This window comes from Abyssisolibacter sp. ZYX002 (assembly GCF_056892235.1).
Window position 1 is genome coordinate 497,671 of sequence record NZ_JARMXH010000002.1, and the last position, 16,051, is coordinate 513,721.

A 16,051-nucleotide genomic window follows, 5' to 3' on the forward strand; every position below is an offset into this window, starting at 1 on the left:
CCTCTAATCTCTCAATTTTTTGCCTGTGAGGTTTAAAAAGATAGTCTCTAGGTCATTAAATTTGCTCTCTATATTTTTTATTGTCACATTATGATCTTTTAATTCGTTTATGATTATATCCAAATTGTATTTATTTGGCTTTGAGTACAACACTATTTGCTTATCTAATATCTCAACCTTTACTATACCACATATCGTATGAAGTACTTTCTTTACTGATTCATCAACTTTGTCAAATACATCAATATTTATGATATTGGTATCACTATGTTTTGCTATTACATCTTTTATTGACCCTTCTGCTATTATCTTACCCTTGTCTATAATAGCAACTTTATTACAAATCGTCTGGACTTCCTCCATATAATGGCTAGTATATATAATACTACTTCCTAACTCATTCAATCTCTTTATTGACGAGAGTATATGATTCCTAGATTGTGGATCTATACCTACTGTTGGTTCATCCATTATTATCAATTTAGGCTTATGAACTATACTGCATGCAATATTTAACCTTCTCTTCATTCCTCCAGAAAATTTAGAAGGCCTTACTTTAGCTTTATCCGATAATGCAACAAACTCTAAAGCTTCTTTTGTATATTCTTTTAGAATTTTTCCTGAAAGACCATATAAGCTACCAAAAAATGATACGTTCTCAATTGCAGATAAATCATCGTAAATAGCTATATCCTGTGGGACTAAACCTATCTGATTTTTAACATCCATCTGCCCTTTTTTCATTTTTTCTCCTAAAACATAAATCTCTCCATCAGTTGGTGAAAGCAACCCACAGATCATATTTATCATCGTACTTTTCCCTGCACCATTAGGTCCGAGTATTCCATATATCTGTCCTTCCTCTATTTGCAAATTCACATTGTTTACTGCTAAATTTTTACCATAAAATTTTTTTAAATTTTTTATTTCTAGAACGTTCACAACAATTACCTCCTAATGCCTGCCTTTATATTTTTAAAGGAAACAAATAAATTACATATAAACAAAAAACATACTCCTATAAATAGGCTATTTGTTATTAAGGTTAATAGTAACCCCGGTAAACATATTGATATTCCAAGCACAAATAATGATATATTCTTTTTGATGCTTCTTCTCATTATAGCCTTCATTAAACCGTATATTATTGTTATTGTAACAATGACAATCCACAGTTTGAATTCATATGTTTCTAGTAAACTGTAACATATTATATCAAAAAAAACTATACCTTCAAACAAACTAACCATAAATGTAATAAAATAACCTGTATAGAACATACTGTTTATATCTAACTCCATAATATCTATGTTGTGCATAAATTCTGTTATATTTGATTTAAAAACTATACTTATTATATAGTTTATCATAAAAATCATTTGTATAAATATCAATATAGCCGACACTAATAATAAAATGCTATATAAAATACTATACTCTCCAAATATGCTGTTTTTTAGATTGACTTTTTCCATAAACTCAATAAAAGCTAAAATAAAAACTAGTACAACTGTGATAATTGCTCTGATTGTTCTTTCTCCCTGCTTTTTTGTGTCAAACTTATCAATAATAAATCTCTTGATATATAAATTATTTAATAGTGAGAATCTGTTTTGCCCATATATAATTGTAACTATAAGAATTATTACTATTATATTCATATCGTTATTTACTCCTAGCTATAATAATTGCATTTTGTAAACCATGTGTAATTATCGGAATCAGTACTGTTCCACTTGCTATATATAAAGCACTATAAATACTACCTGCTATTATTTTTTGTATAAATACATATCTACCAATTGAAATATGGTTTAATGCGTAAAATAAAGAAGACAAGATAATTGCTAAAGCTATATGAATATTGAAAACTCCAATCAAAATAGCAAGCCAAACTTGTCTATACATTATTTCTTCTAATACTCCAATTAGTACTACACTTATTTTAGATGATATTGCGCTAGCCCCTAATCCATTAAACTCTAGCTTAATTTTCACGTTTCCTCTTATTAGATATATGATAGTTACTGTCAATATTTCAACCAATATAACTATAGGAACTAACAGTATGGCAACAACAAACCATCTATTACTAGTTGGTAACCTAAACGATAATAGTTCCCTACTTACAAGTGCTACTAAAGATGTAATTAATACATATACAAAAAGCATAATATAATTTATCTTATCAGTATTTACTTGATTTCTAGAAATACTTACCCTGATTAACTGACCAATAGATATGGGATTTATAGCTAACAAGAGTATAAATATATTAAGGCATTGGATGCGGATATTCATTTTTTACCCCTCCATACTGTAACATTCTTGGATGGTTTGCAAACGGATAATCAGGTATACACATCTCTAATATCTCTGGAACTAATACTCTTGTAACATACCATCCTTTTTCTCTTGCCTCTGGAGGCGTGATATCTAAAACTACGGCATATTCACTTACCTTTTTAAGCTCTTTTATAAGATATGCCACATCTTCTTTTGCATTTTTGCCTTCATAGTTTGGTATGTTTGTCAACTTTATTTCTCCCTCAATCATATCAGCTAATACTCTTTCTTTTTCATCCTTTCTATGTGGCATAGCATAAAACAATACATTTTTATCAAGGTCTATAAACCAAGGTTTTTCTGATGTCACTTGCTTTATTGCTTCCTCATAAAATATTGTGTTATAAAATACACTTTGTGATATAGGTAAAGCTTCCATCACTCCTCTTAGAATACCATGTTTAGGGTTAGTATCAGCCTGAACTCCCACTAACATGAAGGGGGATTCTCCATCTTTTCTTTTTAATACAACTGAGTAATTTGGAAGCTTTACATCATCAAGTGATATATATAAAGGAATTATTTCATAAGCAGATTTATCACCATAAAGATTATGTTTTTTTAGTATTTGATTAACTATCTCATCATCGATAATAACTCTCTTACTCTTTCTTTTAGTATACCAATTTATCATAAATGCATCTATTTGAATATATTCTATTAAAGAATTCTTCAGTGCATTAAAATACGATTTATGAGATGCTGTCCCTGTGCTAAAAGCTGGAATATGCCTATACTCTTTTTTTGATATATCATTCTCATAACCAATAAAAAGCATTTGCATTGGAACATATATTTCTTCATCTGGATTAAATAATGACGGGCATTTTACCCATCCAATTATGTCATCTTTACTAGCTTTTTTATCACACAAAATTAGCTTTCTTTCTTTTATTTCTACAATTTGTTCATCTGTAAAGACATTCATATATTTTAAAGGCATTGCTTTGCCTTTTTTTGATATTTCATTGTAGCTAGCATATTCTACTTTATCCTCTAACAACTTTCCACCAACTAAGGAAGCATATCTCTCTATACTTTCACCTATATATTTAATAAATGCCTCTTCGTAGTAAGATCCATATCCTATTATGTGATACTGAACATCTTGACCACCTTTTAATATATGTTTGTGATAATTTGGCATAGTACCAGTCATGCTTCTTAACGTAGGCTCTCCTATATAATTTACTAATGGCACCACCATTGAATTAATTATTCCTGTTTGACTACCAGCTACCTTGTTGAATTGCTTTAGGACATTATTATAACTTGGGTACATTCTCATCATTGTATTCACCTTCTTAGCATTAAATTATCTCAAATCCTTTAATAAATCATTCATCATAACTCTTGACTGGATATTTGTTTCCTCAAATTTTGCTTTAGATATGTTTCCACAAGCATTACAATAAGGAACTCTAAGCAAATCCTGAACTTGAATTTCTAATGATGGTATGAATACACTGAGCACTCTACCCTCAAATTTCGTCATAGAATAGTTCTTTAATAAATATGCTTCAGTTATTAGTAAATTTGTAAGCATACTCGATAATATAATTTTAGCTGGATCTATTTCGGAAGATATATTTATATCTTGCTTAACATATTTTTCATATAATATATGATCTTCTAATCTAGATAAAATTCTTGTTTCAAAACATTCAACACACCCAGTTTTAGGTGGGTTAATGCTAAATACCGTTATAAATGGTCCATCTATAAAACCTATTGTCAAAACTTTGTTATACTCTAATGCTATTCTGTTTATATTCCTTAAAAAATTCATATTTGTATGTTTAAGAGATATAACAATCGAATCGAATTTTTCAAGTTTTTTACCTATTACAGATAATGATGTTTCTACTTCATATGCATCGAATTTAGTTGTTAAATCATGTTTGCTAATTTCTCTAATAAATTCTATACCTTCATATTCAATATCTAACTCCATTTGTTTACATATTTTTTTTGACATATCTATTGAAAAATCGCAATCTGAAACAAATAAAACACTTGACTCCTTCAAATCATCTTTTACTAATGATTCTTTCATTTGACCTAATAAAGAATTTGTAATTCTGTCTTTTAAATTTGAGTTTTGATTGCTGTATATCATACCCGCCCCGAAAAGACCATTTAATAAATCCATTAGTTGTTGTTTGTTTTCATTCTGTATATCCATTTGTTCTATTTCTGCTGGATCAAATCCATTGTTCTTAAGAGCATTAAGCATACTTACTGCAGCTTTCTTCATATTGTCATCATAAGGAGAAAGATCAATAACAGCTTCGTTATAATTCCAAAGTCCTGATCTTATTCTAACTTCATCTAACCCACCGTGTAATAATCGAATATCATTTTCAAATACATACTTTGCCATATTAATCTTCCTCCCCTTCATGACCAACTATAGTTACATGTAATAGGTGTTTGGTCAATCCATCTATTTCTAGCTCTGATTCTACCAACCCTTTATCATAACCACCAATATCACATGCACCATAGCCAAGAGCTGTTGATATTAGCTGGATATTTTGAGCCATTTCTCCAATCTCTATAAAAGCAAATGCTGCTCCAATATCACCATATTTTCTTGAGTTTATAAATAAATCGTATACATATAATATCACCATATTAACCTTTGATACGTCTATTGATGCGAAATCAGCGTATGTTGTTACTGATAGTAGTTTTTCTTTATCCTTTATAATATGGATAGCATGGTTTTCTGGATAATATACATATATACCTTCTTCTAAGCCTTTTACATTGTTACAATAGAAATATAATTTTATTGGATATAATCCTCCTCCTGAAGGAACATTTCTTAGCTTAAATACTAGAGGTTCTTCATAATAATCTAACTTATTCTCATCTTTTCCAGATACACCTGAGCTATAGTAGAGTATGTTACTTAAATCTTTTAAAGACATTTTACCCTCTCTATATTTTCTAACACTTCTTCTATTCTTTATAGCTTTTGATATAGATGTCTTTATTTTTTGAGGTTCAGGTAACAAAATAGCGCTATCTAGATTCTCTCCTAATTCTTTTTGAGTCAATGTTGCTAATCCTCCAGAACCATAAAAATCTGACGCTCCTATTCTGTTACCTAAATAATTATTATTACCTCTAAAGTTTAGTAGATACTCTTCACTTTTATATCTGTTTTGTGAGAAAATTCCTCCGTTTAGTATATTGTGTTGCATCCTAACTACTGTTGTATCTGTATAACTAGATATCCCTAAATACTGAGTATTAAAATGATATATCTGCTTATACATGGCTTTATTCTTGCCATTTTTTTTCACCCTTCTTCACCTCAATAAACTTAGCTTACATTTGTAGCTATTTTGCCCATTGTGGGCTATATTCTTTCTTTAATTTAGTTATTAGTGTTTATTGTATTATTATCCCCACTAATATTGTTCACTGTTACACAACAACAACAACTACATGTGCAACAACAACAACATCCTCCTGGTGCTACTTTTATACTGTCATGTTTTAGTGAGTCATTTAAAGATACATTATTGAATTTTAACATTTCTAAACGCCTCCCCTTTATTGTGTATGTTGATTATTATAGAAACTAATTACCACCTTTTGTTGTGTTTACTGTATTACCATCTCCACTAACTACATTTGTGCTAATGCAACAACAACAACTACATGTACAACAACAACAACATCCTCCTGGTGCTACTGTTACACTTCTACTGCCTAATGAGCTAGCTAATGAATTTTTCTCAAATCTCAACATGTGCTCCCCCCCTTTCGTTTTACATATTTTTGGTAATGTTCAACAGATGAGTTCATTTCTCTGTTTAATATCATTATAGCTCTTTATAATATTTATACAATACATATGCCTCGAAACGACATCTGTACGCCTTGTAAAGTCGTACCCCATTTAATAATTTTTTTTAAGTCGAAAAAGAGCGTTTTCATGCCAAAATTGTTTATAAATCTTAATATTTCTGTTATATTATATATAAGCACTATTTTATATTTAATTTGGTAAACTTTTAGTGTTTAGTCAATAATATATATACATAATTTATGCAAAAAAACTAATTACAAATGTATTTAAGAGAGGAGGAGTTGACACAGTTTAGATGTTTAGTAACTTATTAGCATTTTGCTCAGTCAACGCTTAAATATAAAAAGTATTAAACAAATTTCAGATAAAATTGCCAGTAATATTGGTAGAAGTTCAAAATTAAATTCTCAGGATGAAATAGAACAAATGTCATATGCACTACAGGTAATCATGAATGAAGGTCTAAAACTATTATTTTTATCAATCTTGTTCTTAACAGTTGGTAAGTTAGATTTGTTTTTATTTTCTTTTGTTATCTTATCTACTTTAAGGATTTTTGCAGGAGGCTATCATTCTAATAGCTTTTTAGGGTGCTTGATGTTTTCTTTGTTCTTTTTTTCAATAACTATGATAGGTTCCATATATTTAGCAAATTATATAATATCATATCATCTATACATATTTACAATAACTCTACTAGTAATTGTTATAAAATCTCCAATAGGTAGCAAATACAGGCCTATTAAATATGGCAAAAGATACTTAGTTCTAAAAATATTAGCAGTAATTGCCACTATATTTTGGTACGTTATTTTGGTATTATTAAAATATAACACTAAGTTATTTTGTATGGGGATTATAACTATAGCCATGGAATCCATCCAATTACTTTTAAAAAGGGGGAATGAGCATGCAACTAATTAAAAAGTTTGATGCTAAGTATACTTTTGGTATATTATTAATTGCTCTAGCTCAAATGGTTTCTATCGGTACTTCTTGGATTTTATTCAACGAAGTTAAGCCGCCAAAAAGTTTAGTAAAATAAGTATAAAAAAAATTCTTGAAACGGTGCATATTTCAAGAATTTTTTTCTTAATTTTTAGGTATACTTACTTTAAACACTGTAAAACCACTATCTATCGAGATCATAACCTTTCCTTTGTTGTCATCTACTATTTGTTTAACATTGTGTAATCCATACCCACTACCTCTATTTTTAGTAGAAAACCCTTTTCTAAATATTTTATCAATATTTTGAGCTTTAAGAGTATGTCCACTGTTTCTTACTTCTACAGTAAGTATATCATTATCTTCTTGTATTATTAACATTACAATCTTTTTGTTGTTTTCATCAGCCATTACAGCTTCAAAAGCATTATTTAAAAGATTTGATAGTATTTCTGACATTTCAAATCCTTGTATAGGTAATTTTGATAATTTACTTATACTATAATCAAATTTTATATTAAAATTGTTTGCATCACATACCTTACTATATATAATTGCATTAATAATGCTGTTATCACTTTTGACAATATTTATTTGATCTAGATTTTCATTTATTGATATAATATAGCTTTCTAACTCTTGTTTTATGGTATCTTCATCAGCTACTTGTATTATGCCATAGATAGCATTAATGTGGTTTTTGTATTCGTGCTGTTTACCACGTATGTCTTCTACTATAGAAGCCATAACAGGAGAATATTTATCATAGTATTCTTGCATTTTATTTTTTTCATACATTAATACATCATTCTTAAATATAAATATATTCACAACATATATTAATAAGAAAATTAAAAATATAAAAAACTTATATTTTATTATAACTGCTGGAGAATAATCCCAAACAATCTTTATGCACATACAATAGAATAACGTATTTGCAATCCATATATTTCTAAATTTAAAATTAATATCAGTAATGTAGTTATTGATTTTTGCAAATATATTATTAGCTTTTGTATTTTTATAAAGTACATATGATATAATTACGTTCATTGTATTTGCTATCACTAAAATGATATAATTATTAGTTTGAAAACTATTGCCATAGATAAAAGCTATAATTATTAATATAATAAGTTCAACAAATACTATAATTGCAAAGGAAACTATTATTTTAAGGAGTGTGTCAATTATTCCTACCTTATATATAACAGATAAACTTACCACTATTAAGCTGTAACTTATTATAAAATCAAATATAGGATTTATCCCTTCTATCATAAATCCTATTAGTACCAAGAACATGGCGATAATCAGGTTTAGCAAAATTTTTGAGTTTTTTTCAAATTTAGACCATATAATAAGCAAACTACTTAATTCTAAAAAACTCGCTATTACCCTTACTATCGTCATTATATCCCTCCTTAGATTAACTTGTTAAATTGTCTATTCCATAAATTTTTCTTTGAGAGCATTTTTATAGGTTGATGCCAAAAGTGCTTGTTCCTCATACCCATGAAAATGAATTTCCCAAATTCCTCTTGATATTTTTTCTATTTTGTCTATATAGTTAACGTTAACTGCATATGACTTATGTGTTTGTATAATATAATCAGCCTTTATCATACTTAATATACTTTTAAGCGATTTCCTATTAAGTGAGTAATTACCTGATTTAGTATGCAATATACAAGTTCTTAAATTAACTTCTACAAAGTATATTTCATCTACATATATCTTAAGCATAACTCCCTGCAATTCAAATACTATACTTTCTCTATGTCTATCATCTTTTTTTGTACTTTCATATGAGTTATCTAATAATAGCTTAGTTACATTTATAATTTCTGATTTTTTATATGGTTTTAGAATATAATCATAGCAGTGAACTTCCTTAAAAGCTTGTAACATATAGCTTACATGCGTTGTTAAAAAAATTATCCATGTTAACTTATATTCTTTCATTTTTCTTAGTTCTTTTGCTGTATCTAATCCTGTAGAATCATTTAACATCATATCTATAAAAAAGAAATCCATTTTTACAGCTTTAGAAATTCTAACAGCATCTGATTTATTGTCAGCTTGGTAAACTTTTATGTCATTCGATATATTTTTTAATATTTTTACTAGATTTTGTCTTTGAATTTGGTCATCTTCTACAACTAAAATATTAGACATACAATAATCACTCCAATTGATCTTTTTGTATTAATTTACCCAACTTTTATAAATTCAATAATAATAATTAGTGAAAATTAACAACTATACTGCATTCTCGATCATAGTTCTTTACTCTAAATCTAAACTAACCATAAATAATATTTCAGATTATTAATTCCTAAAAATAACAAAACTTATTCCATAATATAGTCTAATTTAATAATAATATAAATATCAAACATTTTCACTGCGTAAAATTTACCAAGTATTTTTTTTACATTTCCAATTGAATCATTTTGCAAGTTAAGTATACATTTAGCAATATATAAGCATGTTACTTACAAGCAGATATTCACTACTGTAATTCGTTATATAAATATTTTAACAAAATATTTTTTCCTAATCAATTGTTCCTGTAATTATCATACCAGAGTCACTGTTTTTGTATTTTAAAATTATAAAATTCGACATTTTCTTTTATTTTAAGTATACTTTGCCGAATTTTTATAATTTCTACTCGAATCCAAGATTTATAGACAATTTGTTGAATTTAGTTAGTGATACTACAAAAACATAAAAAGATGACCATAAGTTTCAACCTAAGCAAATTGATATGGTCATCTTTATATTGAGCCTATAACTTTATTTTACCATTCTTAAAATCTTGTATGAATTTATCCATCTTCTCTTTTATAATACCTCTTGTATTTCTAAAATCTTCTATTGACCCTCCAGAAGGGTCATCTAAACCCCAATCTTCAGAATATCTGTTTGAAACAAAAGGACACAATACATTGCACCCCATAGTTATCAATATATCTAGATTATCGGGTATATCTGATAACAATTTGGGCTTGTGTTCTTTCATGTCAATACCTATTTCCTCCATGACTTTGACTGCTTTAGGTTTTACTTCGTGGTATTTTTCAGTTCCGGCTGAATACACGTTGAATATATCACTTGCTAATTTTTTTGCAAAAGCTTCTGCCATCTGACTTCTACATGAATTATGAACACATACAAATGCTATTTTATATTTCATATTGGCCTCCATATTATTATTTTAATGTGAATTTTATAGACACAGGATTATGATCTGAATTTTTGAATTCCAGTTTCTCACCCATTGTTTCTAATACATTAATGTTTTTAGACACTAAATAACCATCTATAATGGATAAATAGTTATTTCCTTTTTCATATGACGAATCTAGTGATCTATGAGTAGCGACATTTTTATCAAGTTCAAAGCTAAAATTTTCTGACTTAAAATCATCAGGTATTTTTTGTAACCACTCTGGCCACTCATCTTTATTGCCGAATATATCTAAATCTGCACCTGGTACTAGATGGTTCCAATCCCCTCCAACTACAATATAGTTACCTTTTTCATATTCATTTTTTATATATTCCTTTAAAAACCCTAATTGTTGTCTTCTTATAATTCCACCTTTATCGTATGCAGATAAATGAACATTGAGCAATATAAGCTCACTTCCATCCTCTATAGGTACTCTGCTCTCTAAGAAACAACGATCTAAAAGCGCAAGTCGTCTTGGCCATTTTTCTTCGCCTGGAAGTTTATATCTAGTAACTTTATCAACCTTGTACTTGCTAAATGTTGCTAACCCAGATTTTACTTTACCGTGTGGCTTAGTAATTGGAACTGGAACCCACGGAACTTTGTAATTAACACAAAACGTTGCATTATAACTATCTAAAACATTCTTCATATGCTCGAATTGATTTATATTATAGCTTCTAGTAGCTTTTTCATCTACTTCTTGTAATAATAAGAAATCTACATCCTTATTTTTAATAAATGTTGTTATTTGGTTGAGATTCTCAAAAACTTTTTCCTTACTTTCTGCTCTAGAGCCTGTCCCTCCATCCATGAAAAAATCCTGTTTTTTATCTAATCCACAATACCCTATGTTGAATATCATAGCTGATATTTCCATGTTTTTACTCAAAATTCTCTGAGTATTATTCTCTGCTTTTAGCTGGATAATATCTTCTGGTTTATAATCAGTGACAGTCATATATAGAAAATATCCACCTAATATTAATATAAAAATACATATGATTGCTAATATTCCTTTTACTATTTTCATTTAATTCTCCTTATAATATTTATTGATTTAAAAGTTTTCACACAAATAATCTATAACCTGCGTATTGGTAATTTCAATACGAGGATTATAATCATCTTCTCTAACTGAATGTAATGCAAAACAACCTGCTACATTCATATCTTCTTCTATATTATCATATTTATATCCTAATCTCTCAGCTAACTCTTTATAAAAAGCACTATGATTAATAGTATCTGAGGCAGTAATATGAAATATACCCTTTAACTTGTTTGTGATTATATAAGATAATTTTTTTGCGATTATGATATCTGTAACAGTGTTAAATATCAAATTGGGGAACACTTTTATTTTTTCATTATTTTTTAAAGCTTTTACAATTTGATCCATTCTCCCTCCATTTTTACTCATCACTTGAGGGAATCTTAGTATAAGAGCATCATCACCTAGAATATCCATTATCACTTTTTCACATTGTATTTTAAATCTGCCATACTCTGATTTTGCTTTAACTCTGTCATATTCAGTATATGGTTTGGTAAGAGAATCATCAAACACATTCGCTGTTGAACAGTAATAAAGCTTTCCTTTGCTTTTTTTAAGCTGTTTTGCAACAGTGGTATGAAATGTTAGCTGTTTTTTGAAATCTCCTCTTAAACAAGATATAACTATATGAGGTTTTATATCATCTAATAATGTTACTATATAATTTAAATTATTTACATCCATTTTATAGCAATTATCCGTTTTCTTTGGTTTATTATGGTAGTACGTTGTATAAATCAAGTACTCTTTTTTATACTTTAATTCATTTACTATAGCTTTGCCAATCAACCCACTAGCCCCTAATACTAATACCTTTTCCATGTATACCTCCAATCTATAAACTTAATATCTCCTCTGGTTTATCAACAAAGCCTTGGAATAATGTAAAATATTCTCCAGCATGTGATCCATCCATAAGTGCGTGATGAACTTGAACTGATAATGGCAGTTTTATATTTTTGTTCTCCTTAAAATATTTGCCCCATGCTATTCTAGGTATACAGTCAACTGGATTCATACTAATAGGATGACTTGCGCTGGTAAATGAAACCCATGGAATACTTGTCATATATAATAGATCATCTCTTTGAGAAGGATTAAGTGAAACTTCCTTTTTGGACTTGTTAATTTGAGTCTTAGCTGTTTTTTCAAATAATCTAAAGTTGCTATTATATTCTATATCACAGAAATCAAATACCCCTTCTTCTGTCATAATTGTAGTTGCTGGACTTACAAAATCGTGCTCTACTACTTCATCACCACGTATTCTAAGCTTAAACTCAGCTATGCTGTTAGCTGTCCTTGTCGCTACATAAACTATTGAAATAAAAAAAGGTATATTTTTCTCTTTAATATATTTATACCAATTAGTTATATCTATATTAGCACATATATTAAAGTGAGGGTAATCCATTTTTTTGAAAAAATCAAATTGCTTCTTTCTCTTCCAATTTTGGATATCAATATACTTCATATTTTTCTCCTTTTAGTTTTTTAATGCATACTATCTATATTATACCTTACATTAGTAAACTGTAAATGAATTTATATTTATATCAAATAAAAAATAAGTGCTTCTCTTTAAGAGATAGCACTTTAGGTTGATGACAAAGTCATCTAAATAGCAGACTGTAGTAAGAGTTCAATTTCAAGGGGTGTTAAAATTGAGTAGCAGAGCTTACTTAGAGGTAAGTGAGCAACGGAAATTTTAACAACAACGCAGAAATTGGGCTTTTGTCTACAGTCTGAAGTGCTTCTCTTTACGAGATAGCACTTAACTAGATAAATCATCTACTTCCTAAGTATATCTACATCTAATTCAGCATTTAAAAATTCTATGGTTTTTCTAGATACACTGCTAAATCCATTATTTAAAGCTGATTTACTTACCTGTCCTTGCTCTAGATAAAAGTCAATACCTTGTAAAACTGCTGGTAGCCACGTTAAGATAGCCCTGACAGGTTTAGTTCCATCATCTGTTATACCATCAGATATGCTAATAAATACTCCTTTATCATTTAAACTATCATATATTTTTTTAGTTACTATATCTAAATTATCTTTTGCAAAATTTAGAGTTCCTATCGCTAAAACTAAATCATATCCATATCCGATATCATCTTCCTGATAGTTTCCAGCTATTGTTGTAAACCAATCTTCTATATTATATTCTTTTATACATCTCTTAGTAACATTTATACTATTTGGCGTATCAAATATTACCCCTTCGATATCTTCTTTTTCTTGCCCTATACATATTCCAATAAGCCCTGCTCCACCGCCTAAATCAAGCATCTTTTTGAAGTCTTTGAATTCAGGTAATTGTTTTACTACATCACAAAATTCTTTAGCCCTTCCTATACGTTGACTTTCTATCAAAAATGTGGTGTAATCTTCATACATTTTTAATGCCTCGAATCCATCTTTACCGTTATAAATACTAGCCCCTTCTTTAACTGACTTAACTATATCCATCTTATTAAGTCCAATCGCTGAATCATAGTCTATTATTAAGTCTCCCGCAAAACCATCTGAATTTCTTGAAAGATGTGAATTTGCAATTTCACTATTTTTAAATTTTCCAGACTTCTTTTCGAGTAAATCTATGCTTGTTAAAGCATTTAATATATGCTCAGTATTAACGATATTATAATTCATTTCTTCTGCAATTTCTTTAGCTGACTTAAATTCTTCCAGATGAGTAAATAAATCAAGTTCTATAGCTGAAAATAATAATTTTTTCCTTAATTCTCCCTCTCTAATATTGAATAGATATCTGTATTCTTTTTTCACATCTACTATAGGTTTCATTGTTTTTACCCCTTTCAAATCAAAATAGACTATACATATTTTTAATACTATAATCTTTGGTTTCTAAATCTAGCTAAAGTTTTGATATTGGGTGCTATATAACCCATTTTTTTGCTTTTTCCATTTCGCTATACATGTGATAATATCTTTTTTTATTTTTTATCAGTTGGTTATGATTCCCTATTTCTAGAACGCTTCCTTCATTTAACACAATAATCTGCTGTGCATCTTTAATCGTATTTAATCTATGCGCTATTACTATTACTGTTTTATTAGCTACAAGCTCTTTAATAGATTTTCTGATTTCTACTTCATTATCTGCATCAAGAGAAGCAGTAGCTTCATCTAAAAGTATTATAGGAGCATCTTTTAATATAGCTCTAGCAATTGATATCCTTTGCTTTTCACCTCCCGATAACGTTGATCCACCTTCTCCAATTACAGTATCATACTTGTCTTCCATGTTTTCTATAAACTCATGACAATTTGCTATCTTTGCTGCTTTAACAACCTCTTCTTTAGATGCTCTAGGATTTCCTAATTTAATATTGTTATAAACTGAGTCATTCAACAAGTATACATCTTGAAATACCATGCTTATATGCTTTAGTAAAGAATCTGGTTTAATATCTCTGATGTCTTTACCTCCTATTTTTATTAAACCCGTTTTAACATCCCAAAATCTAGCTATTAAACTGGTAACTGTGGTTTTGCCTGATCCTGAAGGACCTATTAGAGCTGTCATTGTACCCTCTTTTGCTGTAAAACTCAACTTATCTAAAACCTTTTTACCTTCTTCATACTCAAAACACACATCTTTAAATTCTATATCATAATTATTTAAATTAGCATCTTCATGTATATAACTCATTTGTGGTCGGTTGTATGTTTTAGTAAGTTTGTCAGAAGCTAATTTTAGATATCTAAATTCACTATAATGTGCTCCAAAAGCTTTTAGTACATTTATAAGTGCTACGTTGATTATTATAAACGTTAAAAATTCTCTCTTATTTATACTTCCCGCTCCAAACTTTATAGTAGATATTATTAATAATATAGGAAAACTTAAATCAAGTATTATCTGAAAAATCAACACATATGGTACTATTGATACTTCCATTCTAATACTTTCCTTCTTAAAATCTCTAAAGGATTTTTCTAGTCTAACAAATTTTTTCCCAACGAGATTAAAAGCTTTAAACACTTGCATTCCACTTAGATATTCAACTATTCTCGATATAACTTCATTCATCACTTGCTTTTTGTGTTTTCCTACTTTAGCTAATCTTTTACCACCTAAATAAATTATTGGTATTGCAAGCATCACTATAACAAGCTGAATAAATGCCAGCTGGATGTTAATTACAAATGTTATAGCAAGAAGGTAAATACTTAAAAAAATAGTTCTTATTAAATCACTTGTGCTATGTGTAATTACCATTTCAAAGTCTTGTAAATCATTTGTCATTATATTTGACAAGTTGCCAATACTGTTTTTATTAAAATATCCTAGATTAATATTCCTGATATGATCTCCTAAAGATATACGCATCTTTTCTACAATCCTTGCACCATTCATTTGTATACCTGCATAGCCTTTTGTATTAACTATAGCTCTACATATAAATGCAACTATCATGATTATAGAGTATGTTTTTATCTTTGAATAGCTTAAATCTTTATTCATTAAATCTAATAAAACAAAATACATCATTCCATAAAAAAACATATGGAACAAAGAATCTATAGTTAATAATATAATAGGTTTTCTTAGCTTCTTACCATCTCTGCCCATCAATTTCCTTATATCTGAAAACAT

The 16,051-nt window shown here is 28.6% G+C and carries 18 protein-coding genes; 2 read left to right on the forward strand and 16 right to left on the reverse strand.

All coding sequences use genetic code 11. The features are described 5' to 3' along the window. Positions 1-3 precede the first annotated feature (3 nt). From P3X86_RS08355 to P3X86_RS08390, 8 genes are all read right to left on the reverse strand, one after another. A complete protein-coding gene (locus P3X86_RS08355) occupies positions 4-942 on the reverse strand; it encodes an ABC transporter ATP-binding protein (protein ID WP_483292213.1) in 939 nt (312 codons plus the stop codon). A gap of 5 nt (positions 943-947) precedes the next feature. Then, positions 948-1,661 (reverse strand): SagF family protein, encoded by a 714-nt coding sequence (locus P3X86_RS08360; RefSeq protein WP_483292214.1) that lies wholly within the window; start codon positions 1,659-1,661, stop codon positions 948-950. Positions 1,662-1,665: 4 nt separating this feature from the next. After that, the gene (locus tag P3X86_RS08365; protein WP_483292215.1) at positions 1,666-2,301 is read right to left on the reverse strand and encodes a CPBP family intramembrane glutamic endopeptidase; all 636 of its coding nucleotides are present in this window, start codon (positions 2,299-2,301) and stop codon (positions 1,666-1,668) included. Beyond that, positions 2,276-3,637, reverse strand: coding sequence for a YcaO-like family protein (locus P3X86_RS08370; protein WP_483292216.1), 1,362 nt, complete (start codon positions 3,635-3,637; stop codon positions 2,276-2,278). The genes P3X86_RS08365 and P3X86_RS08370 overlap by 26 nt, the downstream gene beginning before the upstream one ends. Positions 3,638-3,661: 24 nt before the next feature. Then, on the reverse strand, positions 3,662-4,729 hold the full coding sequence (locus P3X86_RS08375; protein WP_483292217.1) for a streptolysin associated protein SagC: 1,068 nt from the start codon (positions 4,727-4,729) through the stop codon (positions 3,662-3,664). A gap of 1 nt (position 4,730) precedes the next feature. Continuing rightward, the gene (locus tag P3X86_RS08380; protein WP_483292218.1) at positions 4,731-5,660 is read right to left on the reverse strand and encodes a SagB family peptide dehydrogenase; all 930 of its coding nucleotides are present in this window, start codon (positions 5,658-5,660) and stop codon (positions 4,731-4,733) included. A 74-nt stretch (positions 5,661-5,734) separates the two neighbouring features. Then, complete coding sequence (locus tag P3X86_RS08385) at positions 5,735-5,896, reverse strand: streptolysin S family TOMM toxin (protein WP_483292219.1); 162 nt, start codon at positions 5,894-5,896, stop codon at positions 5,735-5,737. Between the two features lie 45 nt (positions 5,897-5,941). Continuing rightward, positions 5,942-6,112: a streptolysin S family TOMM toxin gene (locus tag P3X86_RS08390; protein WP_483292220.1), complete on the reverse strand. Its 171-nt coding sequence runs from the start codon at positions 6,110-6,112 to the stop codon at positions 5,942-5,944. Positions 6,113-6,490: 378 nt separating this feature from the next. Here P3X86_RS08390 and P3X86_RS08395 point away from each other — a divergent pair, with 378 nt between their 5' ends. Next, the gene (locus P3X86_RS08395; RefSeq protein ID WP_483292221.1) at positions 6,491-7,096 is read left to right on the forward strand and encodes an accessory gene regulator ArgB-like protein; all 606 of its coding nucleotides are present in this window, start codon (positions 6,491-6,493) and stop codon (positions 7,094-7,096) included. Beyond that, positions 7,077-7,217 carry a hypothetical protein gene (locus P3X86_RS08400; protein WP_483292222.1) on the forward strand — a complete coding sequence of 47 codons (141 nt, stop codon included), beginning with the start codon at positions 7,077-7,079 and terminating at the stop codon, positions 7,215-7,217. Before P3X86_RS08395 ends, P3X86_RS08400 begins: the two co-directional genes overlap by 20 nt. Positions 7,218-7,264: 47 nt before the next feature. Here P3X86_RS08400 and P3X86_RS08405 read toward each other — a convergent pair whose 3' ends face one another. The 8 genes from P3X86_RS08405 to P3X86_RS08440 all read right to left on the reverse strand — a co-directional run bounded on the left by P3X86_RS08405 (position 7,265) and on the right by P3X86_RS08440 (position 16,051). Then, positions 7,265-8,536, reverse strand: a complete 1,272-nt coding sequence (locus P3X86_RS08405; protein WP_483292223.1) for a sensor histidine kinase — start codon at positions 8,534-8,536, stop codon at positions 7,265-7,267. A gap of 33 nt (positions 8,537-8,569) precedes the next feature. Beyond that, positions 8,570-9,301, reverse strand: coding sequence for a LytR/AlgR family response regulator transcription factor (locus tag P3X86_RS08410; protein WP_483292224.1), 732 nt, complete (start codon positions 9,299-9,301; stop codon positions 8,570-8,572). Between the two features lie 616 nt (positions 9,302-9,917). After that, entirely contained in the window at positions 9,918-10,325 is a 408-nt protein-coding gene (locus P3X86_RS08415; protein WP_483292225.1) for an arsenate reductase ArsC, read from the reverse strand. 16 nt (positions 10,326-10,341) lie between these two features. Next, complete coding sequence (locus tag P3X86_RS08420; RefSeq protein ID WP_483292226.1) at positions 10,342-11,397, reverse strand: endonuclease/exonuclease/phosphatase family protein; 1,056 nt, start codon at positions 11,395-11,397, stop codon at positions 10,342-10,344. Positions 11,398-11,424: 27 nt separating this feature from the next. Next, positions 11,425-12,243 carry a sugar nucleotide-binding protein gene (locus P3X86_RS08425; protein ID WP_483292227.1) on the reverse strand — a complete coding sequence of 273 codons (819 nt, stop codon included), beginning with the start codon at positions 12,241-12,243 and terminating at the stop codon, positions 11,425-11,427. A 13-nt stretch (positions 12,244-12,256) separates the two neighbouring features. After that, positions 12,257-12,895, reverse strand: a complete 639-nt coding sequence (locus P3X86_RS08430; protein WP_483292228.1) for a CatA-like O-acetyltransferase — start codon at positions 12,893-12,895, stop codon at positions 12,257-12,259. A 317-nt stretch (positions 12,896-13,212) separates the two neighbouring features. After that, complete coding sequence (locus tag P3X86_RS08435; RefSeq protein ID WP_483292229.1) at positions 13,213-14,232, reverse strand: methyltransferase family protein; 1,020 nt, start codon at positions 14,230-14,232, stop codon at positions 13,213-13,215. Between the two features lie 94 nt (positions 14,233-14,326). Then, a complete protein-coding gene (locus P3X86_RS08440; protein ID WP_483292230.1) occupies positions 14,327-16,051 on the reverse strand; it encodes an ABC transporter ATP-binding protein in 1,725 nt (574 codons plus the stop codon).